Source organism: Mesorhizobium sp. B2-3-5 (genome assembly GCF_006442395.1).
Classification (GTDB): domain Bacteria; phylum Pseudomonadota; class Alphaproteobacteria; order Rhizobiales; family Rhizobiaceae; genus Mesorhizobium.
On the sequence record NZ_VFVX01000032.1, the window covers coordinates 31,685 to 53,278 of the forward strand.

Annotated in this window: 21 protein-coding genes and 4 tRNA genes; 9 read left to right on the forward strand and 16 right to left on the reverse strand. The window is 61.6% G+C overall.

The annotated features are described in order from the left end of the window. Positions 1-257: 257 nt before the first annotated feature. Positions 258-1,982 carry a type IV secretory system conjugative DNA transfer family protein gene (locus FJ958_RS25855; RefSeq protein WP_246679762.1) on the forward strand — a complete coding sequence of 575 codons (1,725 nt, stop codon included), beginning with the start codon at positions 258-260 and terminating at the stop codon, positions 1,980-1,982. Continuing rightward, on the forward strand, positions 1,979-4,399 hold the full coding sequence (locus FJ958_RS25860; protein WP_140747030.1) for a M48 family metalloprotease: 2,421 nt from the start codon (positions 1,979-1,981) through the stop codon (positions 4,397-4,399). The genes FJ958_RS25855 and FJ958_RS25860 overlap by 4 nt, the downstream gene beginning before the upstream one ends. Positions 4,400-4,409: 10 nt before the next feature. Here the strand turns inward: FJ958_RS25860 and FJ958_RS25865 are convergent, their stop codons facing one another. The 7 genes from FJ958_RS25865 to tuf form a co-directional block, all read right to left on the reverse strand. Continuing rightward, entirely contained in the window at positions 4,410-4,859 is a 450-nt protein-coding gene (locus tag FJ958_RS25865) for a hypothetical protein (protein WP_140747033.1), read from the reverse strand. Positions 4,860-4,880: 21 nt separating this feature from the next. Further along, positions 4,881-5,195, reverse strand: coding sequence for a hypothetical protein (locus FJ958_RS25870; RefSeq protein WP_140747036.1), 315 nt, complete (start codon positions 5,193-5,195; stop codon positions 4,881-4,883). A 38-nt stretch (positions 5,196-5,233) separates the two neighbouring features. Beyond that, on the reverse strand, positions 5,234-6,298 hold the full coding sequence (gene mobQ, locus FJ958_RS25875; RefSeq protein WP_140747039.1) for a MobQ family relaxase: 1,065 nt from the start codon (positions 6,296-6,298) through the stop codon (positions 5,234-5,236). A 222-nt stretch (positions 6,299-6,520) separates the two neighbouring features. Next, the gene (locus FJ958_RS25880; RefSeq protein ID WP_140747042.1) at positions 6,521-7,735 is read right to left on the reverse strand and encodes a site-specific integrase; all 1,215 of its coding nucleotides are present in this window, start codon (positions 7,733-7,735) and stop codon (positions 6,521-6,523) included. A 111-nt stretch (positions 7,736-7,846) separates the two neighbouring features. Continuing rightward, positions 7,847-7,922 (reverse strand) — tRNA-Trp (locus tag FJ958_RS25885). A 375-nt stretch (positions 7,923-8,297) separates the two neighbouring features. Next, positions 8,298-8,783, reverse strand: a complete 486-nt coding sequence (locus FJ958_RS25890) for a group II truncated hemoglobin (protein ID WP_140747044.1) — start codon at positions 8,781-8,783, stop codon at positions 8,298-8,300. A gap of 392 nt (positions 8,784-9,175) precedes the next feature. Then, entirely contained in the window at positions 9,176-10,351 is a 1,176-nt protein-coding gene (tuf, locus tag FJ958_RS25895) for an elongation factor Tu (protein ID WP_010909256.1), read from the reverse strand. Positions 10,352-10,645: 294 nt separating this feature from the next. Here tuf and FJ958_RS25900 point away from each other — a divergent pair, with 294 nt between their 5' ends. After that, positions 10,646-11,533: a DMT family transporter gene (locus FJ958_RS25900; RefSeq protein ID WP_140747046.1), complete on the forward strand. Its 888-nt coding sequence runs from the start codon at positions 10,646-10,648 to the stop codon at positions 11,531-11,533. A gap of 226 nt (positions 11,534-11,759) precedes the next feature. Here the strand turns inward: FJ958_RS25900 and FJ958_RS25905 are convergent, their stop codons facing one another. Beyond that, positions 11,760-12,017 carry a GlsB/YeaQ/YmgE family stress response membrane protein gene (locus FJ958_RS25905; RefSeq protein WP_140747049.1) on the reverse strand — a complete coding sequence of 86 codons (258 nt, stop codon included), beginning with the start codon at positions 12,015-12,017 and terminating at the stop codon, positions 11,760-11,762. 129 nt (positions 12,018-12,146) lie between these two features. On the opposite strand from FJ958_RS25905, the gene FJ958_RS25910 reads away from it, so the two are divergent. Then, entirely contained in the window at positions 12,147-12,599 is a 453-nt protein-coding gene (locus FJ958_RS25910; protein WP_140747051.1) for a YidB family protein, read from the forward strand. A 72-nt stretch (positions 12,600-12,671) separates the two neighbouring features. Here the strand turns inward: FJ958_RS25910 and FJ958_RS25915 are convergent. Continuing rightward, positions 12,672-12,745, reverse strand: a tRNA-Gly gene (locus tag FJ958_RS25915). Between the two features lie 91 nt (positions 12,746-12,836). After that, positions 12,837-12,921 (reverse strand) — tRNA-Tyr (locus FJ958_RS25920). Positions 12,922-13,121: 200 nt separating this feature from the next. Between FJ958_RS25920 and FJ958_RS25925 the strand changes: the two genes are divergently transcribed. Next, the gene (locus tag FJ958_RS25925; protein ID WP_140747054.1) at positions 13,122-13,970 is read left to right on the forward strand and encodes an RNA methyltransferase; all 849 of its coding nucleotides are present in this window, start codon (positions 13,122-13,124) and stop codon (positions 13,968-13,970) included. 132 nt (positions 13,971-14,102) lie between these two features. Here the strand turns inward: FJ958_RS25925 and FJ958_RS25930 are convergent, their stop codons facing one another. The 3 genes from FJ958_RS25930 to gcl all read right to left on the reverse strand — a co-directional run bounded on the left by FJ958_RS25930 (position 14,103) and on the right by gcl (position 17,799). After that, complete coding sequence (locus tag FJ958_RS25930; RefSeq protein ID WP_140747057.1) at positions 14,103-15,020, reverse strand: 2-hydroxy-3-oxopropionate reductase; 918 nt, start codon at positions 15,018-15,020, stop codon at positions 14,103-14,105. A 190-nt stretch (positions 15,021-15,210) separates the two neighbouring features. Then, positions 15,211-16,008: a 2-oxo-tetronate isomerase gene (gene otnI, locus FJ958_RS25935; protein WP_140747060.1), complete on the reverse strand. Its 798-nt coding sequence runs from the start codon at positions 16,006-16,008 to the stop codon at positions 15,211-15,213. A 9-nt stretch (positions 16,009-16,017) separates the two neighbouring features. Further along, on the reverse strand, positions 16,018-17,799 hold the full coding sequence (gcl, locus tag FJ958_RS25940) for a glyoxylate carboligase (protein WP_140747063.1): 1,782 nt from the start codon (positions 17,797-17,799) through the stop codon (positions 16,018-16,020). Positions 17,800-18,014: 215 nt separating this feature from the next. Here gcl and bhcR point away from each other — a divergent pair, with 215 nt between their 5' ends. Further along, positions 18,015-18,833: an HTH-type transcriptional regulator BhcR gene (gene bhcR, locus FJ958_RS25945; protein WP_140747066.1), complete on the forward strand. Its 819-nt coding sequence runs from the start codon at positions 18,015-18,017 to the stop codon at positions 18,831-18,833. Positions 18,834-19,046: 213 nt separating this feature from the next. Next, positions 19,047-19,481, forward strand: coding sequence for a hypothetical protein (locus tag FJ958_RS25950; RefSeq protein ID WP_140747069.1), 435 nt, complete (start codon positions 19,047-19,049; stop codon positions 19,479-19,481). A 75-nt stretch (positions 19,482-19,556) separates the two neighbouring features. Here FJ958_RS25950 and FJ958_RS25955 read toward each other — a convergent pair whose 3' ends face one another. From FJ958_RS25955 to FJ958_RS25965, 3 genes are all read right to left on the reverse strand, one after another. Further along, complete coding sequence (locus tag FJ958_RS25955; RefSeq protein WP_140747072.1) at positions 19,557-19,862, reverse strand: BA14K family protein; 306 nt, start codon at positions 19,860-19,862, stop codon at positions 19,557-19,559. Positions 19,863-20,087: 225 nt separating this feature from the next. Then, positions 20,088-20,312, reverse strand: a complete 225-nt coding sequence (locus FJ958_RS25960) for a hypothetical protein (protein WP_140747075.1) — start codon at positions 20,310-20,312, stop codon at positions 20,088-20,090. Positions 20,313-20,529: 217 nt separating this feature from the next. Continuing rightward, entirely contained in the window at positions 20,530-20,697 is a 168-nt protein-coding gene (locus FJ958_RS25965) for a hypothetical protein (protein WP_140747078.1), read from the reverse strand. A gap of 277 nt (positions 20,698-20,974) precedes the next feature. Here FJ958_RS25965 and FJ958_RS25970 point away from each other — a divergent pair. Both FJ958_RS25970 and FJ958_RS25975 read left to right on the forward strand, forming a co-directional pair. Next, positions 20,975-21,050, forward strand: a tRNA-Thr gene (locus FJ958_RS25970). 32 nt (positions 21,051-21,082) lie between these two features. Further along, a complete protein-coding gene (locus FJ958_RS25975; RefSeq protein WP_140747081.1) occupies positions 21,083-21,571 on the forward strand; it encodes a hypothetical protein in 489 nt (162 codons plus the stop codon). The last annotated feature ends 23 nt before the right edge of the window (positions 21,572-21,594 follow it).

Consider the following 21,594-nt stretch of genomic DNA (forward strand, 5'->3'; position numbering starts at 1 on the left):
AGGGACCTTGAACACTGGGGCGTTCGCCCCGCAACAGGTATTGGGATGTCCATCCCCTGATTCTAGTTTCTGCCTCCGCTTCCGGAGGCTTCCGGGAACAGCAGTTCTGCTGTTTTAAGCCAGCAATGACTATTCAGGTATAACGGTCCTCCGGCACGCTCGCGACCTCTCGCTGACTGGTTTTATTAGCACTGCTGGTGGGCGCGAGCCCTGTTGCATTCCTGGCCTTGCTTGTTACTCTCCCAGCGGGCTGGGGCATGGCGATGGGCGACTTTAAATTTGATCCCTTGGGCAATTTGTCCAAGGACATTTCGGATGGAATGAAGTGGGGCCAGTATGGCCTGAAGATCGGACGCAATATTAGGGGCAAAAGGGCGCGGAAGGAGGTCGACGACCTCTACGGCCCGGAGGTTGGAGACGCAGTGGAAGCTGCCATCCGCTCCGGCCGGGATCCAGGTCCAATCATCGAGCGCGCCAAACGTGAGCTCGAAGCTCGACACGAGCGCGAAGCGCAACTGGCAAATCCGCCACCCCTGTACGGATCGGCGCGCTGGGCTACGCCCCAGGAATTGCGAACCATCCCGAACGGCAAACTGTATCTGGCTGACCGTTCCGCCTTCGACAATCCATCATCGATTTTGCTGGGCGGCTACTCGGATGACGAAGGGAGTACCTCTCCCCAGTTCGTCCATTGGGATGATGATGGCCACCTGCTGACCATCGCGCCGACACGCTCCGGCAAGGCCGTCACCTCAATCGTACCAAACCTGTTGCGTTACCGGGGCAGTTGCGTGGTGCTCGACCCGAAGGGGGAGCATTTCGAGAAAACCTCAAAGTGGCGCAAGTCGATCGGGCACGAAGTTTATCGAATTGCGCCCTTCGACCATGGTTCAGGCTGGGAGCGCCATCGTTACAACCCCCTCGTACAGGTACGCACGGAAGCGGATGCCCTGTCCCTCGCGAGACAGATGTTTCCCCGCGATCCCAAATCGCCGGAGTTCTTCAGCGACGATGCATCGGGCTTTCTCGCTGCGGCGATCACCTATGTGAAACACAACGCGCCGCCCCATCGCCGGACCCTTGCGACCGTCTGCCAGTTGGCCTCTCAAAAAGGCCGGGACCTGCTGAACGTCGCCAGGAGACTCATGGAATTTCCGCTGACGGCTGACGCCGCCAAGGCGATCTTGGGAAAGACGCGGGACCGGGGTCTCCAGACCCTGGAAGCGACGCTGGAGAGCAAGCTCTCGCTTTGGCGCGACAGCGAAATCCAGCGCAGCCTCAGCGGAACGGACTTTTCCTTTGAAGACCTGAAAGACCGGCCAATCACCGTGTACATCGACATCCCGTTCGGGAAGATGGAGCCGTTCGCGCCGTGGCTACGCATTCTGCTGAAAAGCGCCCTCGATGCGATGGAGAGTAACCGCCGCGTACCGGATATTCCTGTGCTCTTCATCCTCGACGAGTTTCTGAACCTCGGCCCTTTCCCTGAATTTCGTGCGGCGATCCGCACCCATGCAAGCACGGGCATCCGCCTGTGGTTTTTCCTTCAGGACGTGATGTCGTTGCAGGAACATTATCCGGGCGATAGCTGGCAGCCTTTCCTGACCTGCGCCGTCAAGCAGTTCTTCGGCATCGACGACCCGATAACCGGTGAGCTGATCGGCAAATATGTTGGCCATGAAACCCTCGCCTACCTGAGCCGCTCCAGCGGTCACAGCGGTTCCTCCCAACTCGGGCGCTGGTACGGGGACGCGTCAGTGAATACCGGCAGTTCGGGCAATGATACCGTCCAATTCCTCGGCCGACCGCTCATGACGCCAGATGAAATTATGGCGCTGCTCTCAGGGTGGCAGCGTAACGGCTGGCGCTGGGGTATCAACTACGCGCGCGGCGCCCGGCCGTTCAAAACGAGGCTCGTGTCCTACACCGAGAGCGAAATTTGCATGCAGCGCATCGGCACCATGGCGGACGCCAAGCCATGACCCTTGCCACATCCATATTCGGCACGGAAAAGCGGTTGCGTCCTCTGATCAAGGCCGTCCTTGCCGTGACGGCCCTGCGCGTCGGGTGGCTAGCCATCAATGTCCATCAGCTTGACGCATTGTCCCTGGCGTGGGCCTTGGTCCCGTGGCCGTGGCGGATGTGGTCGCTGATTGTATGGGGACTTGATATCGCGCTGGTGTTCTATCAGCTCCGCGCCGGTATCCGCCTAGCCCGGGTGCTGCTCGTGCGCTACGCACCGCGTTCCACCGCCTTCCTGGGAGTAGCAGCCCACAATGCCGGCGACAGGCAACACCTGAGGCCGCGCAACCGTTCCTGGTTGCCGACAGCGCTGCAGCTTTCCGGAATCCTTATCCTGAGTTGCTGCGTGCTGAGTTGGGTTGCAGTCATGGTGTGGTTCCACGGATGGGTCCCCTTCGATTATTTCATGTGGAGCCCGTATTCCAACAGACCGCTGCAGGTCGGACTGGCCTTGTCGGTGCTCGGCCTGATGTTCGGTGGCCGGTACATCGCAAGTGCCTCGGGCCAGGTGCGCAACAGTTTCGGCGTAACGGCCATTGGGGATGACCATTGGCTGGTGGAGCGCGTGCACGGCCTTGCCGAACAGCTCAACCTGCCCAAGCCAGCCGTAGGCATCACCAGCGTCGTGAACGCATTCGCCATGGGCGCGAGGCAGAAGTCGTCCATGGTGGTGATCGGCACGCCGCTCCTGGCGTTAGAGCGGGACGAACTGGACGCGATCATCGGACATGAACTCGGCCACATCCTGCACAAGGACATTGCGCGGATGCAGTTTGCCGAAGGGTTCCAGCGCATGCTGGTCGCCGTGGTGAACATTCTGACGGTGTTCGGGATGATTTTCGCGGCGTCCGCCTCAAGGAAGCGCGCCAACGCTCGCCTGAACGCGCACCTCGCCTGGGGCACGGGTGTCGTTGTCCGGAAGACGATCTTCGTGGGCTCCGAGCTCGTCACCAAGGGGATTTCCCGCAATCGCGAGTTTCATGCCGATGCTGTCGGCGCGCACCTGACCTCCGCCGATGCGATGGGCCGCGCACTCAAGCGCATCCACGGCATGGCCGAAAAACCGACCGCACAAGAGCATCACTACGGATATCTCATGTTCCGGGGAGCGAACTTCGGCAACCTGTTTTCGACGCATCCGACCCTGCAAGCGCGTCTGAAGGCTCTCGACGTCCGCGCGACGGCACAACAGCTCGCCACTTTGCCGGCCGCAGAGCAAGCCGCTCCCAGCGCGCAGAGCCTGGACGACGTCCGGAGCGTTGCGCCGTCCCCCATGTGGATGAAGCTGGGCGCCATTCCAACCGGCGCAGCCCGGCAGGTCCGACGTGGCAGCGCGGCTTTTCGCGCCAAGATCACTACGCGACAACTGATGATGGCGGGAGCGATATGTATCGCTCTCGCCGTGGTGGCGCCGGCGATCGTCAATTTCTACGCTCTTGATCGCCGGTTCGATGACGCCCGGGTGTCAGCAGGTCACGCCTTGTCGTCATCGTGGGGCTGGGTGCTTTCTACGAAGGACGCGTGGTTCGGCGATGCCGGGTATGCGGAGCGCGTACGGCAGCTGGACGTTCGCGAGCGCGCGGTCAAGGCGGCAGAAGCGGCTCTTGCCGCCACCCCGAAGACCGCGAGAACGCCGGTGGTGGCGCCGTCCGTCGACGGCGCTACCCTCGCTGCGGCGATCACCGACCGCGACAAGGCCCGTGCGGACGTCAAGGATCTGCAGCAGCAGTTGGGCATTGCGAACGCCGATCGCTCCTCCCTCACAGCCCGTCTTGCCGCAAGCGGCCAGCCAGACCAGCAGTCCCAAATCGCATCCCTCTCTGACCGACTGTCCAGGATGACGGCCGACCGGGACGAAATGGTCCGGCAGAACAATGTCTTGCGCGAGGCAAACCTGGCGCTGAACGGACAGATCACGACGCAGGATACAGCCCGCGTCAGCTCGGACAGGCAGATCCAGGACCTCCAGAATCAGATTGCCAGTCTGACCACACATCCCTCCGATGACCCCGGACCTATCGAACTGCCCGTCGTGCGTCCGACGCCGCCGGGGCGGCAGGGCGGATATGGAGCGTTTGCGGTCGCGGGGAACGGAACCGTCATCCTCACGGATCGCAGCTTCGCAAGTGAGCAGGAGGCGGCGGATGCAGCCCTGGCCGAATGTGGCCAATATAGCGGCGGAAGCCAATGTGCGGTGAGGCAGACCTTCCGTCATACCTGCGCAGCGGTGGCCCGGGTTATCCCTGTCACAAGGCGGTCCCGATATGAACTGCAGCTGGAAGCGACAATCCAGGATGCCGAAGAGATGGCGCTTTCCGAATGCTTTCACCGCAATGGCCGTCCCTGCGAGGTGACACGACAGGTGTGCGTTCAGTAGTCGCGCGGCGCTATGAGCGCCGCGGGAACCAGTCGAGATGGTCGTCGGCAACGGGCTCGCGTTCCAGGTCATGCAACATGCGCTGCTCAGCCCTTTCGAGATCGTCGACCTGCGGCGGATTTTCCGACAGTGATTGTTTGAACCAGTCCAGGTGCTCGTCCCGGGCGACCGGGCTGGCCTCCTCCAACTGGTCCGTGAGCCGTTGCTCTTGCGGCTGCTCCTGCTCCTCGCGGATCAGGTTCTCCAAATCCTCGATCCGCGCCTCGGCCTTGCCGAGGTCGTACATATAGCCAAGCTGCGTGTTGTGGCGGTCCTGCAAAAAGGAAATCAACTGGCCGGGATCGCCACCAGCGGCAAGATCGTGGGTCGCGCGTTCGATGTCGTGGTCGATGTCAGCGATCGACTTATTCAGCGACTCCGCGTGTTGATGCAGTCGCTCCAGGTCGTCTTTTTTATCCATCGTGCGCTCTCCAGAAGCACGTTAGTGCTGGTAGTGGTAGGCGGCGACATGCTCCGGCTGGTCTTGCAACTCGACCATGAGGTAGGCGCGAAGCTTTTCACCCGAGCGCACGAGCTCCTCGGCCCGGCCATGGAAATGGAAAATACCTTCGTGCAGGTGCTTGGGGATATCGGCGGTCGTTTCGGCCTGCGTCTTGCGCATGGTCCAGTAGGCTAGGCGCTTGCGCCGACGGATCAGGTCCGTTTCCAGCCATTCCAGTTCTTTGCGCGTGGTTGCGCGCTGCTCGTCCGTGAGCTCACGAATAGCGAAAACAGAGCCTCCATACACCTTGGTCATACCATCATGATGGGGCGGCTTCCAGAATCCCGCAAGTCCTACCTGCGTTCGCGGTCCGGTTCGGACCATCGGTTGTCGTCCGGGCCGGCAGCCGGCTCCTGCCGGTCGGTATCGAGCCAGTCAAGGTGGTTTTCCCAGCGCTCCAGCGTCGGGACGTCTTCCGGTCGCGTCTTGTCCTCCAGCCAGTCCAGCATGTTCTCAGGAGCGAGCCGGTAGGCAGCGGCATCGTCTTCACCCATCTCAAGGGCGTTTTGGTGGTCCACGGTCGCCCGGGCGGCCTCCAGATCGCCCTGAGCGTGCGCCACCTCGGCCAAGGCGGGGCGATGCATATCGTCGAGCATCCGGCCCTCGGCGGCGGCCAACTCCCGCGGGTGGATCGGCGACCCATCCGGATCAGGTACCGGCAGGTCTTCATCAGGTTCTCTGGGTGCCATCTGTTCCCTCTCCCGTTGTGCGTGGATCCTGCGTGCCCGCCGTTCCTGCGGATTGGGGCCGCGGTGCCGTCCCGGCAATTGCTCCAGCTTGCGTTTGGAATAACTCCGGCTGTCGATGGTCACGACAAGCCCGGCCTTGCCCAAAGCCGCGTTGGCAATCCGCTCCCAAAGCGCGCGCGCCTCGGTGACGAACTGCTTCCCATCCGCGCTGCGGATCTTCAGCCCGAAACCTTCCGGGCCCACTACGCGGGTTGTCATCAGCATGTGAACATGGGGATTACGCCGGGCGCCGTCGTCATGAATCGCCATGTCCACCACGAACCCCTGAGCGGTATAGGCATCGGCCATCGCCCGGGCCACAACAAGCCATTCAGCGCGTGGCAACTCGATCGGCAAGGCGAACTCCACCTCCTTCGCCAATCGCGCGTCCTTGCGCTTCTCTGCGGCCTCTACGGCGTTCCAGAGGCGGGAACGTTCGGCCATCCATTCGGGTGCTCCGGCAGGCAGGCGGATTTCGCTCGCCACGACGTCCCGGCGTCCCCCGAAATCCGACAGGCGCTCCTCGGCTTCATTGGGCAGCACCTCGCCAGCGCGATACGCGGCGGCGGCCACGATGGAGCGCCCCTCGCTCCGGCTGATGTTTTTGACATTCAGATGGTAGATGGCCACGGGCCTCTCCACGGCTCGGACGGGGTTTCCAAAGGGGATCTCCCCCTTGGCGCAGCTGCCGGTTTTCTCCGGTTTGCGCCTCGCAACCGGTTAGAAAACCGAGCATGCATCGCCCCCCAATATTCCAATGCGTACACGTTGGGGCGATGCGTAGGTGCGCTGTACGCATTGCAACTAATTCCCGCGACATTTCAAGCTGACCGCCATGCAATTCTCGGCACCCTAGGTTTCAGTCTGCTCCACTCCTTCAGCCTTGGGCCTTCGAATGGGCCTGGGCTTCCGCACGTTGATGGCAGCCGCATCCAGGCGGTTCTTGAGGTGCACCGCATAGTGCTTCTCGATCATCTCGACGCTCGTACGGCAGTTTTTGGCGACCTGGTAGATGTCAGCGCCTTCAAGCAGCCGAAAGCTGATGTAGCTGTGGCGGAGGGAGTAGAGCGTGCGCCGGTTGCCCTCCCGGTCGAGCTTCAGCCCGATCTTGTCGAGGATGCCGTTGAACTGCTTCTTGTGGTCGACCGGAAACAGGCGGTCTGTAGGCTTTGGGCTGTTCCTGGCCACCATCCGCTCGAACGGGAACACAGCGCCGGATGTGCTTTTGCAATACCCTACCCCGCGCTTGCCGCGGACCTGAATCTCCAGGATTTTCTGACCGGTCGCCGCGTCCTTAACAATCTCGACGTCCCGGTACTCGAGCCAATTTGCTTCGTCTGGCCGGACACCGGTGTTGGCCAGGAAAAGGATCTTGTCGTGAAGCTGCTCCGCCAGCCACACACGATACGCTTTCTCGCCCTCCTTGGCCTTCTTGCTGGCTTTACGCGCGTTTTCGGCATGCGCGCGCGTCGCTGTGTAGAGCTGCTTGTATTCCTCGGGCGTGAACCAGGCCCTGTGCTCCACCTTGGAGGATTTCTTGTAAGGCTGGGAGATGTCCGGCAGGTGCGTGAGCCACCGGTGGCGCACGGCGGCTTTGAGGACCAGCCGCAAGGTCACGGTCTCATGGTGGAGCGTGCTGCGGGACGGCAGCTTCTTGCCTTCCGCAGGCGTCATCCGGGAGACCCGATACTCCTGGACCGTGCCGGCATTGATCGTTGAGAGCCCCATGCCTCCGAAGAATGGCACCAGATAGGTTTTGATGCGGCGATAGTGGTCTTTCACCCACCGCGCATTGCGCTCCCCCTCGGTGAGCACTTCGTATTCTGCTTCGAACTGGTCGGAAGCGTCCTCGAACGTTTTCTCGGTAACCAGCTCACCGCGCCGGCCTTTGTCCTTGAGCCCGAAATACCAGTCCTCGGCCCAGTCCTTGGCCTTGGAGAGGCTCTCCTCCTTGGTGCTGACCCGCCAGTTTTTGCCTTTGAGATACGTCGAACAGTGCCAGATCGGGCTGCCGTTGCGCCGATAGACGTGAACTTTGCCTTCCAGAATCGTGTGCTTTTCCGCCACCGCCAGACACTCCCTGCGTGCGTGCAAGTTTGTGTAAGAGATGTGTAAGGCTAGTTTCGGCTTCGTTGCGCCGCAACGCGATTTTTAAGTGCTTGATTTCCTTGGAGGAAATGGCACGGGCAGCAGGGCTCGAACCTACGACCTGCGGTTTTGGAGACCGCCGCTCTACCAACTGAGCTATGCCCGTAACGCGGGCTGCTATTCCACAAAGCGGATGAGAACTCAAGTGCCCTTTTGAGGCATAACCGTCCAAGGCGAGGATTGTCCCGGCGCAAACCACAAGGCCCATGCGCGGATAAGGATTTCTCGCGCGAAAGTCCAATGCAGGACAACGCTCACCACCCAGTTGCGCTCGTAAGACCGCACGTTTCGCGCCAGCAGCGGCGCGCGAAGCAACCTGGGTATAACCCGATGGCAGATGGGCAATCAGCATAAGCACGATACGGGAAGGTGCCGGAGTTTGCAGGTATTGCGCAGCTTCAGAGTCTTGGCGAAAGCAGGCAGATCATGTCCCGCCGCCGGCGATCAATGCCGGCAACCTGCGCGGTCTGTTTCGGCACGGCTACGATTTCCCAGCTGGCGGCTTGTACGGGCCGCCAGGCACGCCCCAGCCCCAGGCCGGCATCGGCTCGGTCTCCGGATCGCAGGTCTCGCCGAGATTGGAATTCATCTTCGCCAATCGCGATCCCCATTCGACATAGCCCATGAAGGCGGAACGGAACTCGGGATCGTCGGGCAGGCCGACCTCGTCGGCGGCGTCGGCCAGGAGGTTGATCCAGCGCCGGCGCTGCTCCTCGGTCAAATGCTTGCCCAGATGGTGCATGACCATCTCGCGGTGGCCGCCGAACTTTTCGCTGTAAGTTTTCGGCCCGCCGAAAACCTCGCCGATGAAGGCCGCGACATGCGCAGGATGATCCGGCGACATGGCCTTGAAGACAGGCCCGACGATCGGGTCCTTCGCCACTTTGTCGTAGAAGGTTTCGGTCAGGCGGTTCAGCACCTCGATGCCGCCTGCCCATTCATACAGTGTTGGAACGTCCTGGCTCACTCTCGATCCTCCGCCGGCCCCTGCGCTGCCAACGGCCACGATAGCGGCAAAATCGAGCGTGGCTCAACCTGCCTCCATGGCCAGTTTCCGATGTCACGCGCGCTTCACAGCGCCAGCGCGCGAGTTGATCACTCCAGGCAGCCACCGGCATCCAAGCTGTGGCCAGCAACTGACGCAGCTTCTGCAGGGGCTGGCTTGTGATTGCGCCTCGCACCGAGATTCCTTGCGGGCACTCCTGGCAAGCTCCCTCGGAGCACCCTGCACTCCTTGCCGCGATGGGGCTTGCGGCAGCTTTGGGAGTGAGACGCAGTTCCTAGGGCACGCTGCGCCGAAAACAAAAAAGGGCGGCCCGAAGACCGCCCTTCCTTACCGAACCGGCAGCGCCAGATCGATTACTCTTTGATGGTGACGACGATGCCGGCACCGACGGTGCGGCCGCCTTCACGGATGGCGAAGCGCAGCTTCTCTTCCATGGCGATCGGCACAATCAGCTCGACATCGACCGTGATGTTGTCGCCAGGCATCACCATCTCGGTGCCGGCCGGCAGCGACACGATGCCGGTCACGTCGGTCGTGCGGAAGTAGAACTGCGGACGGTAGTTGGTGAAGAACGGCGTGTGGCGGCCACCTTCGTCCTTGGTCAGGATGTAGGCTTCGGCCACGAACTTCTTGTGCGGCTTCACCGTGCCGGGCTTGGCCAGAACCTGGCCGCGCTCGACGCCTTCACGGTCAACGCCGCGCAGCAGCGCGCCGATGTTGTCGCCGGCCTGGCCCTGGTCGAGCAGCTTGCGGAACATCTCGACGCCCGTGCAGGTCGTCTTGGTCGTCGGACGGATGCCAATGATCTCCAGTTCCTCGCCGACCTTGACCACGCCGCGCTCGACGCGGCCGGTGACGACCGTGCCGCGGCCCGAGATCGAGAACACGTCTTCGATCGGCATCAGGAACGGCTTGTCGAGCGGACGGACCGGCGTCGGGATGTAGGCGTCGACCTGAGCCATCAGCTCGCGGATCGCGTCCTCGCCGATCGTCTTGTTCGAATCCTCGAGCGCGGCCAAAGCCGAGCCCTTGACGATCGGAATGTCGTCGCCGGGGAATTCGTTCTTCGACAGAAGCTCGCGTACCTCGAGCTCGACCAGTTCCAGCAGCTCGGCGTCGTCGACCTGGTCGACCTTGTTCAGGAACACCACGATCGACGGCACGCCAACCTGACGGGCGAGCAGGATGTGCTCGCGGGTCTGCGGCATCGGGCCGTCGGCGGCCGACACCACCAGGATTGCGCCGTCCATCTGCGCGGCACCGGTGATCATGTTCTTCACATAGTCGGCGTGGCCGGGGCAGTCGACGTGCGCGTAGTGGCGGTTGGCCGTCTCGTATTCGACGTGAGCCGTCGAGATCGTGATGCCGCGCGCCTTCTCTTCGGGCGCCGCATCGATCTGGTCGTAGCGCTTGTACTCGCCAAAATACTTCGTGATCGCCGCCGTCAGCGACGTCTTGCCATGGTCAACGTGACCAATCGTGCCGATGTTCACATGAGGCTTAGTGCGCTCGAATTTACCTTTTGCCATAGTCTCTTTCCTTGGACGGCCTGGACCTTCAGTTCAGTCGAATGCGGGGCGATTAGCGACAAAGGCCAAAAAACACAAGCGTCTTTTGGCCGGGTGCGGTCTCACTCGGTCCGAACCAGCGATCCGATTGCGGGGATATGGCGCTGATATAGGAAGGCTCGGGACAAAATGGAATGGGCGCGGAGCCGACTGATCGAAGCCGGCATCGCGCTCTGGTCCCCGCCAATCACTGTCTGGTTCACGGCCAGTTGATGGCCCATTGCGGCCGCTGGCGAGGTCTGATTTCCTGACGGGATGCCTTTCCTTCCGACGACCGTTCGCGGCCCGCTTTTCATGATCGTCTCGACCGGATCGTATCTGGTCAACGATACGATGATGAAACTTGCGACCACTGGCCTGCCCTCCTACGAAGTGCTGTTCCTGCGCGGCGCGGCCGCAACACTCTGGGGCTTCCCGTTGCTGTTCCTGCTTGGCTACGGCAAACAGATCCCCCTGATCTTCGACAGGCGCGTGCTGCGCAGGAACCTGCTCGAACTGGCGGCGATCCTTTGCTATGTCGTGGCGCTCGCCAACATGCAGATCGCGGATTCCACCGCGCTTGGACAGATCACGCCGCTGCTGATGCTGGTCGGCTCCTCGATTCTGTTCGGCGAGCGTATCGGCGGCCAACGCATGGCGCTGATCGGGCTCGGCTTCATCGGCGCCCTGATGGTGGCGCAGCCGACCATGCAAGGCATTTCGGTCTACGCCCTGCTGGCGCTCGGCAACGCGACGCTGTCAGCCGCGCGCGACCTTGTCGGCAGGCGTGTGCCGACAGAAGTGCCCGGGATGATCGTGGCGATTTCCGCCGTCGTGGTGGTGCTGATCGGCGCTGGTGCGGCACATCTGGCCTCCGAGCGCTGGGTCATGCCAGAGGCACGCCACCTGCTGCTGATGGCCGGCGCCGGGTTTTTCCTGATCTTCGGCCACTTCTTCATCTTCATGGCCTACCGCGTCGGGCCAACCAGCGCTGTCGCCCCGTTCTACTACTGCTTCACCGTCTGGGCGGTCATTTCGGGCCTGCTGGTGTTCGGGCAGCTCCCCAACACGCTGGCGATCTGCGGCATCCTGCTGGTGGTCGGCAGCGGGCTGACCATCGTGTCCCTGGATCAGCGCCGACGCCGGCTGACCGTGGTCGCTTGACATCGGCACCCGAGCGCTTGCCTTCCGCAGTTGTTGCAGCTTGATTGAGTTCCGATGCCGAAACGCAAAGCAGCCATTCGCTTGTCGGCTGGGTGGCGTCATCGCCGGAACGGTGATCTTCTTCGTCGCGGCCGACGCCATCTTGATGCCGTAATGGCCGCAGCGCGGACACGCAGCGTTCCTTACCGCTCAGAAATAACCGTCCTGGCAGACCGGTGGCTGACGCCTAGAGCGTCCGGCTCCCGCTGAATTGGTGGTAGGCCCACAGCACGACCACCGCGCCAACCACAGCCACGATCAGGCTGTAGATGTTGAGGCCAGTGACCCCCGACGCGCCGAAGGCGCTGAAGATCAAGCCGCCGACAATGGCGCCGACGATGCCGAGCACGATATCCATTATCATGCCCTGGCCGGTCTTGTTGACGATCTTGCTGCCGATAAAGCCGGCGATCACGCCGAGAACGATCCAGCTGATGATACCCATCTTTTCCTCTCCATCCCTTGCAACCCGACATTTTCATATGATTGTCAAAAGCTCAAGCCAGCTTGAAATTCCGCCTGCATGCGTCATTCTTGGAGATGGGCCGGGCTTGGTTGAGATGGAGGATCCACTATGGGACTTTTCGACAACGCCGTTCCCGGCGGCAACATCACCAAACCGCTGATGATCGCGCTCGGCGCGTTGCTGGTCGGTAAGATGCTGAGCGGCAGAAGCGCCGAACAGCCGGACCAGCAGCCTCAAGCGCCCGCTCCGACCGAAGCCAACCCCGGCGACGGTGGCTTGCTCGGCGGTCTGGGCGGCCTGCTCGGCAAGCTCAGGGACGCCGGCCATGGCAACGTCGCCGATTCCTGGGTCGGCACCGGGCAGAACCAGTCGATCAACGCCAATGATCTGGGTGCGGCACTCGGGCCGCAGGTCATCCATGAGATCGCGCAGCGCACCGGCATGGACGAGCAGGAACTGCTCAGGCAGCTTTCCACCGCCTTGCCGGGCATCGTCGACAAGCTGACGCCAAACGGTCAGGTGCCGCAGCAACACCAGGTGGCCTCCGCGTTCAACAGTTAACGCACGCATGCCCTGAAGCGCTGCGCGCTTTGCCGTGCAGCGTTGGGTCTAGCGATGATGAGGAAGAGAATCTGGAGCGGGTAGCGGGAATCGAACCCGCATATTCAGCTTGGAAGGCTGCTGCTCTACCACTGAGCTATACCCGCGCCTTGCACTGAAGTACCGGATTCACCCGAAAAGCGCCATGCGCTTTTCGCCTCCGATGCTTTTCTCGTTTCAGGGCTTCCGGGCCGGCAGTGGTGGAGAGGGTTGGATTCGAACCAACGTAGGCTAAGCCAACGGATTTACAGTCCGTCCCCTTTAACCACTCGGGCACCTCTCCAGTCTGCCGCCGGAGCCATGCAACGAGGCATTCACGCCGATCCGGACCCGAGATAGATGTCTTCTCCGAAATCAGCGAAGCGCCTTATGGCGGCAAGGCCAGTGGGTGTCAACCGCGCTGGAAGGGTTTTTCGATGTTGTTCGCCGGCTGCGGCGACGGGCCATATCCCTGGCCGCGGGACCCAGCTATAGAAGCCAGCCATGAGCAACAAGACCAACACCCCGAAAGACACCCACTACGCCAAGCTGCGCCGCGCCCATCGCGACGAGAAAAGCGGCGGCGCGCCGGCGTTCCGGCCGCGCCAGCCCGTTCCGCCGGGCGAGAATGCCGCCGATGGCCTGGTCCGACTTTATGGCCTGCACACGGTGCGCGCAGCACTCGACAATCCGCGCCGCAAGATCCGGAAAATGCTGGTGACGCGCAATGCGGCCGAGCGTCTTGACATAGCCGACCTCGCCGCCCTGTCCTTCAAGGCGGAACTGGTCGAACCCAGGGATATCGACAGGATCACCGGTTCGGACGCCGTCCACCAGGGCGTGCTCATCGAGGCCGAACCGCTGAAGCCCAAGCGCCTCGACGCGCTCGGCGACACAAGGCTGGTGCTGGTGCTCGACCAGGTCACCGACCCGCACAATGTCGGTGCCATCCTGCGCTCAGCGGTCGCCTTCGGTGCCGGCGCGCTGATCACCACCGCGCGTCACAGCCCGCAGGAATCAGGCGTGCTGGCGAAATCCGCCTCCGGCGCGCTGGAGCATATCGACCAGATCGAAGTGAAGAATCTCGCCGACGCGCTCGGGCAATTGCACGAGGCCGGCTTCCAGACGATCGGTCTTGATTCGGACGGGCCAGCGGAAATCGAGACCAGCTTTGCCGGCGACCGGATAGCGCTGGTGCTCGGCGCCGAGGGCAAGGGCCTGCGCCAGAAGACGCGCGAGACCGTGACGACACTGGCGCGGCTCGACATGCCCGGCGCCATCCGCTCGCTCAACGTGTCGAACGCTGCCGCGGTCAGCCTCTATGCCGCGCGGGCATTTTTGAAGCGCGGCTGAGCGGGAAGCGGCAGAGCCGCCTGCCGGGAAGGTTACGAAACGAGAAACGGGTTCCGGCGATATCAGCCGAAACCCGTTCTTGGGCAGGGCAAGAGGTGGCGGCCTGGGAACGTTATACCGCCCTCTCTCGACCTATGCCGCTTTGCCTTTGACTTCAGCTGCCGCGCTGCCAACCTCGAAATTGGCCATCCGCTCCAGCGCCCGGACCAGGGCCGAGTGATCCTCCTTGGCACCACCATTGGCCGCGCAGGAATTGAACAGTTGCTGGGTGGTCGAGGTGCTGGGCAGCGACACGCCGAGCGCCTTGGCGCCTTCCAGCGCCAGGTTCAGATCCTTCTGGTGCAGTTCGATGCGGAAGCCCGGCGCGAAGGTGCGCTTGACCATGCGCTCGCCATGCACTTCTAGGATGCGCGAGGCCGCCAGCCCACCCATCAAGGCTTGCCTGACCTTTGCCGGATCGGCGCCGGCTTTCGACGCAAAAACAAGCGCTTCGGCGACGGCTTCAATGGTCAGCGCGACAACGATCTGGTTGGCGACCTTGGTGGTCTGGCCAACACCGTTCGGCCCGACCAGGGTGATGTTCTTGCCCATCTTCTCGAATACCGACCTGGCGCGTTCAAATGCCTTTTCCTCGCCGCCGACCATGATGGTGAGCGACGCCGCCTTGGCGCCGACCTCGCCGCCCGAAACCGGCGCGTCGAGATAGTCGCAGCCGAGATCATTGATCTTCCCAGCGAATGTCTTGGTCTCGATCGGCGAAATCGAGCTCATGTCGATCACCAGCTTGCCCTTGGAAAGGCCGGAGGCGACGCCGTTCTCGCCGAACAGCACATCGGCCACCTGCGGCGTGTCGGGCACCATGGTGATGATGATGTCGGCAGCCTCGGCCACGGCCGCATGGCCTGTGACGGTTTTCAGGCCTTTGGCCACGAGATCCGCCGATGGCTTGGAGCGGTGGTCGCTCGCGATGACCTTGTAGCCGGCGTCGAGCAGATGCCCTGCCATCGGCGCACCCATGATGCCGAGGCCGATGAAGCCGATGGTTTCCATTGATTTCCTCCTGAAGGTCTCTGTTCAAATCTATCGAAGGTCGGCGCTGCCCCTCATCCGCCTGCCGGCACCTTCTCCCCGTGAAAGACGGGGAGAAGGGACAAAGCTCCAGCGCCGGCGCCCCCCTCTCCCCGTTCTTCAGGGGACAGGGTAAGGTGAGAAGCGGCGCCGACGGTGGTTGGAAATCCGCCTATGCCGCCGCGCTTCCCTGCCCGGCGAACTCCCGGAACCAACCAAGTCCCTGCTCGGTCCCCGCCTTCGGCTTGTACTCCGCGCCGATCCAGCCGGAATAGCCGAGGCGGTCGATGTGCTCATAGAGGAAGGGATAGTTGATCTCGCCCGTCCCCGGCTCGTGACGGCCGGGATTGTCCGCAAGCTGGATATGCGCGATGCGGCCGAGGTTTGCCTCGATTTTCCGGGCGAGATCCCCCTCCATGATCTGCATGTGATAGATGTCGTATTGCAGGAACAGGTTTTTTGAGCCGACACGATCGATGAACGCCAGCGCCTGCTCCGAATAGTTCAGGAAGAAGCCTGGAATGTCGCGCGTGTTGATGGGCTCGATCAGCAGCCTGATGCCGGCCTGCTCCAATTTCTCGGCCGCGAAGGCGAGGTTTTCGGCAAAGACGTCTTCCAGCACCTTACGGTCGACACCGGCCGGCACGATGCCGGCGAGACAATTAACCTGCTCGCAGCCGAGCGCCTGCGCATAGATGATCGTCTTGGCGATGCCCTGGCGGAATTCCGGCACGCGGTCGGGCAGCACGGCGATACCGCGCTCGCCCTTGCCCCAGTCGCCGGCGGGCAGGTTGAACAGGACCTGCGTCAAGCCGTTCTTCTTCAGCCTCGCGGCAACCACGTCAGGCGCATGATCATAGGGGCCGATATATTCGACGCCCTTGAAGCCGGCACGGGCGGCTGCGTCAAAACGGTCGAGGAAATCATGCTCGCCAAAGAGCATCGACAGATTGGCTGAAAAACGCGGCATTTTTTTCTCCTAGTCCAACATGACAATCGCGGTCGGCGCGTCTTCCTGATGTTCGGCAAGGTCCTCGAATTCGGTGATCTTGTCGATCTCGGTGCCCATAGAGATGTTGGTGACGCGTTCGAGGATGAATTCGAGCACGACCGGGACCTGGTGTTCCTTCATCAGCCGCTGCGCTTGCTTGAAGGCGGCGGCGAATTCCTCGGGCTTGCGCACCCTGACCGCCTTACAGCCCATCGCCTCGGCGACGGCGACATGGTCAACGCCATAACCGGCTTCGGGGTCGTCGGCGCGGTTGATGTTCTCGAAAGCAAGGCTGACTTCGTAGTCCATCGAGAAGCCGCGCTGCGCCTGGCGGATCAGGCCGAGATAGGCGTTGTTCACGACGACGTGGATGTAAGGCAGTCTGTGCTGCGCGCCGACCGCCAGTTCCTCGATCATGAACTGGAAATCATAATCGCCCGATAGGGCCACGATGGTGCGGTCCGGATCGGCGGCGCGAACGCCAAGTGCTGCCGGCAGCGTCCAGCCAAGCGGGCCGGCCTGGCCGCAATTGATCCAGTTGCGCGGCTTGTAGACATGCAGGAACTGCGCGCCGGCAATCTGCGACAGGCCGATCGTGGTGACGTAGGTGACGTCGCGGCCGAACGCCTTGTTCATCTCCTCATAGACACGCTGCGGCTTCAGCGGCACCTGCTCGAAATGGGTTTTGCGCTTCATCGTCTTCTTGCGGCCCTGGCATTCCTTCGCCCAGCCCGACCAGTCGCGCAATTTGCCAGCTGTCTTCCACTCGGTGGCGACGTCGAGCAGCACCTTCAATGCGGCACCCGCATCCGAGACGACGCCGAGGTCCGGCGCGAAGACGCGGCCGATCTGCGTCGGCTCGATGTCGACATGGATGAATTTCTTGCCCCTGGTGTAGACGTCGACCGAGCCGGTGTGGCGATTAGCCCAGCGGTTGCCGATGCCGAAGACGAAGTCGGCTTCCAGCATTGTCGCATTGCCGTAGCGGTGCGAGGTCTGCAGCCCGCACATCCCGGCCATAAGCCGATGGTCGTCAGGGATCGCGCCCCAGCCCATCAGCGTCGGGATGACCGGCACGCCCGTGATTTCGGCGAATTCGATCAGCAGATCCGACGCATCGGCATTGATGATGCCGCCACCGGCGACGATCAGCGGCTTTTCGGCGGCGTTGAGCATGATCAGCGCCTTTTCGGCCTGCGCGCGCGTCATCGCCGGTTTGAATGGCATCAGCGGCTCATAGGCCTCTATGTCGAACTCAATCTCGGCCAGTTGGACGTCGACCGGCAGGTCGATCAGCACTGGACCCGGCCGCGACGAGCGCATCAGGTGGAATGCCTTCTGCAGCGCCATCGGCACCAGATACGGTTCCATGACTGTGACCGCCCATTTGGCGACAGGCGACGCGATCGCGGCTATATCGACGGCCTGGAAATCTTCCTTGTTCAACCGCGCTCGTGGCGCCTGCCCGGTGATGCACAGGATCGGAATGGAATCGGCGGCGGCCGAATAGAGACCGGTGATCATGTCGGTGCCCGCCGGACCCGAAGTGCCGATGCAGAGCCCGATGTTGCCTGCCTTGGCGCGGGTATAGCCTTCGGCCATGTGCGAGGCGCCCTCGACGTGGCGGGCCAGGACATGACGGATCGTACCCCTCGCCTTCAGCGCCGAATAAAGCGGGTTGATCGCCGCGCCCGGCACACCGAAGGCGCAGGAGATGCCTTCTTTTTCGAGAACGAGAACCGCGGCATCGACAGCGCGCATCCTGGCCATTTTCCGGCCCTCCACAGGGGTTGTCATTTTTGGACTGGCTGAGGATGTCAGCAAGCCGGCTATTTTTCAATTTTTTCAGAATATTTTTTCATTTCTAGAAAACGGCCGCTATTCATTGATCTTATTTGCTTTCCGGTTTTTCAGGAATTTGCGTACCGATAGCGGTGGAAAACTTTTTCATTTCCTTGTTCGGCGAAATCGGTGACAATGGAGCTATGGAAACCGTCGAAAAACGTCAGCGCGGCCGGCCACGCGCCTTCAACGGGCCATCCGAGGCCAATTCCGTGCAATCGCTCGATCGTGCCTTGCGCATCCTGGCCATCGTCGCCGAGGGCAGCGGCCTGTCGCTGAGCGAGATATCAGCGCGAAGCGGCCTTGCGGCCTCCACCGCCTACCGCATGCTGACGACGCTCGAAAACCACGGCATGGTCGAGTTCGACACGAGCGACCAGTTATGGTCGATCGGTGTCGAGACCTATCGCATGGGCGCGGCGTTCCTGCGCCGCCGCAAGCTGGTCGACCGCGCCCGCATCGTCATGCAGGAATTGATGGAGAACACCGGCGAGACGGCCAATCTCGGTGTCGCCGAGGATGATTGCGTGGTGTTTGTCAGCCAGGTCGAAACGCATCAGGCGATCCGCGCTTTCTTCCGTCCGGGCACGCGCAGTCCCTTCCATGCGTCGGGCATCGGCAAGGCGGTGCTGGCGCATCTCGAACCGGAGCGGGTCGGGACCATCCTGCGCAAGGCCGGTCTGCAGCGTTTCACCGACAAGACGCTCTCCGAGATCCCGGCCCTCGCCCACGACCTGGCGACGATCAAGCAGCGCGGCTGGTCGGTCGACGACGAGGAACGGCATCCCGGCATGCGCTGCGTGGCGGCGGCCATCTTCAACGAGTTCGGCGAACCGATCGGTGGCGTCTCGGTGTCGGGCCCGACCGTGCGAGTGACGCCGGAGCGGCTGGCCGAGATCGGGCCGATGGTGCGCAACGCGGCCGCCGAGGTGACCAGGATGATCGGCGGGACAACGGGCTGATCAGCAAGCGTCCCGCAGGGCGGGGCGCTCCTGGTCGCCGCCTCGACGATTCGAGCAGGATTTGCCGGCACAGGCCGCTCGCGGCAAAGATAAAGACAGTGATAGACATGGAGTTGGCGCGCTGGACGCTCATGGGATCGTGGTGCATCGTCGGTTGCCGCGCCAAAGGCCGACGACAAGCGGCGTGATTGGAATGCATGCGGAAGGGCAGGCATGAGGGAAACGGTTCCGCTTCTGCTTGCCGCTTCGCTTTGCGGATGCGTGGGGGCAGCGCCCAAACCCGATCCTGGGGACCAGCGCGTCAATCCGATCCCGATCTCGCTTGCCCTGGAGGAGATCATCACCACCGGCATTCGCCAGCGCCTGGAGGACCCTGCCTCCGCCAGGTTCGGAACTATTCTTGCCGGCGAACGGACCCTCAACGGCCACCGGGAGATCGTGGTCTGCGGCCATGTCAGCGTCAAGAAATCTTCCGGCAACCATGGAACCGACGAACCTTTCGCTGCCAAGATCTATCCGGACGCGGGAAGTAGCTTCGAGTTCGTCGCGATGGGTGACCAGTCGCCGAATGCGAGCCTCCTCATTGGCGACACCTGCCGTGCCGCCGGATTAGCGATCCTGGACTCCAAACTGAAGGCTAGTCTCTAAACACGGCCTTCCGGCGTTCAAACGAGGAAAAGGGGCCGCGTGCAGCCCCTCTTGCCTGTGTTGGCACACCTCCTCTTAAAGCCGGCAGTAGTGGCTGTAGCCGTCGTGGCCGATATAGGTGTCAGAGTCCGGATCGTAACTCGAATAGCGTTCGAAGCAGCGGCGTACATGCCAGGAACCGCCATCTTCGTCGACGTAGACAGTTCGCGGCTGCTGCTGGGCGAGAAGGCTGCCGAGGACGAAACCGCCAACACCGGCGGCGATGCCGATGCCGAGGTCGTGGTGATGCGAGTGAGCCGCCGAGGGCTGGACGGTGCCGACCAAAGCGGTGGCGGCGACAGTGGAGGCGACGAGGCCCGAAACGAGTATGCGCTTGAACATGACGATCTCCTTGGTTCGTTGACCGAGGCGATCCATCCGCCTCTTGATCATCTGTCGCGATGACAAGGAAAAAGGTTCGAAAGATTTTTCGGGCGGACAAAGATCGACCAGCTCGATGTGGCCACATGGCGCCAATTATCAACGATGATATCGGCGCATGGCGGCATGCGGACGCAAGAAGGGCGGCCGAAGCCGCCCTTCTTCGATCGCACCGTCAGGCTATGTTCAGTAGACGATGATGTGATGGTGATGATGGTGGTGGTGATGATGGTGCCACCAGTAATCCGGGTAATCAGGGTAATCCGGGTAGTCTGAATAGTACGACCAATCCTCGTAATGATGATGGTGATGGTGCATACCGTAAGCTGACGACGTCTGAACCGTGGCGACCAGCGCGCCTGAGGCGACGAAAATGGCAACGAGAGCGGAAGTGAGCGTGCGCTTGAACATGATGATCTCCTGGATCCTTGACCGAGGCGACCATTCGCCTCTGGAGATCAGTCGACGGAGTGCGGCAAAAGGTTCGAAGGTCGGGAGATTTTTCGGCTGAGCCGGAAAAAGCGAGTGGTGAGTAGTGAGCAGTGAAGAGAGGATCACGAACGTCGGATCACTACTGACTACTGACTACTGACTACTGACTACTGACTACTGACTACTTCCTAACCTCTCATCCCATGCCGGTGATATGGCGAAGCCAGAAGGCGAGCGCGATGAAGCCGACGATGGTGGTCACGCCGGTCCAGTCCACATTGGCCTTCTTCACGTCACTGATGAGCTTCACCAGCAGCATCCAGGCGATGACGACGATCGGAAGAATGATGACAAGCCTGATCATGCGACACTCCAGTTCGAAGCGATTGCACCTGCTTTAATGTAGGAAGCACGTTTGCGGATTTCAGCATGCGGCCCACGCGTCATCCACCAGGGTACGAAGCCGAAAAACGGAGTTTTGTCTTTACTGGCGCGACAAATATGCTAACGGGGCGCCATGCCCTTGTAGCTCAGCTGGTAGAGCAGCGGTTTTGTAATTCGCTGGATCAATCGGCTAAGCTATTGAAAAGCCGTGATGTTTCTCAAAACCGCGTTTCAGGGGTATAAGCAGGGGTAAAAGTGCCGCGTTAGCTCAGTTGGTAGAGCAACCGCCTTGTAAGCGGTAGGTCGAGGGTTCAAGTCCTTCACGCGGCACCACTCGGCATTCTTTTCCACCACGGATCAAGGCAATGGATTGGTCGCTTGCAATTTCGTTCGTGGCACTTCTCATCTCGATCTTTGTCAGTGGCTGGACTGTCTATCGGGATGTGATCCAAAAGCCTCGGTTCCGAGTGACCGCCTCCGTCAAATCGATCGTACAACCGCATCACGATCCTATAGGGCCTGACTTTTGGGTTCAAGCGCTGAACATGGGGCCCTTGCCAAACAGAGTTGGCGTTGTCTTTGCCCGACCATCTTGGTTCAATCGAAAGTTCCGCAAAGCGCAGAGCGCGTTCATTACCCACGACTTCGATCATTTGGGCTCAACGGCGAAGGGACAACGTGTCGAGGTGGGTGACACCGTCAGCTTCGTTTTTCCATTGCACGGGGATTTCTTGTTTCGGAATTTCGCCCAAATGGGCGTTGTGGATGGCTACGGGCGAGTTCACTGGTGTAGCCGGAAGAACTTTAAGGCGGCAATCGCGGATGCGAAAAAGTATTTGCCCGACACCGCCTGATGCCGACGCTCAGAGTGACGTGT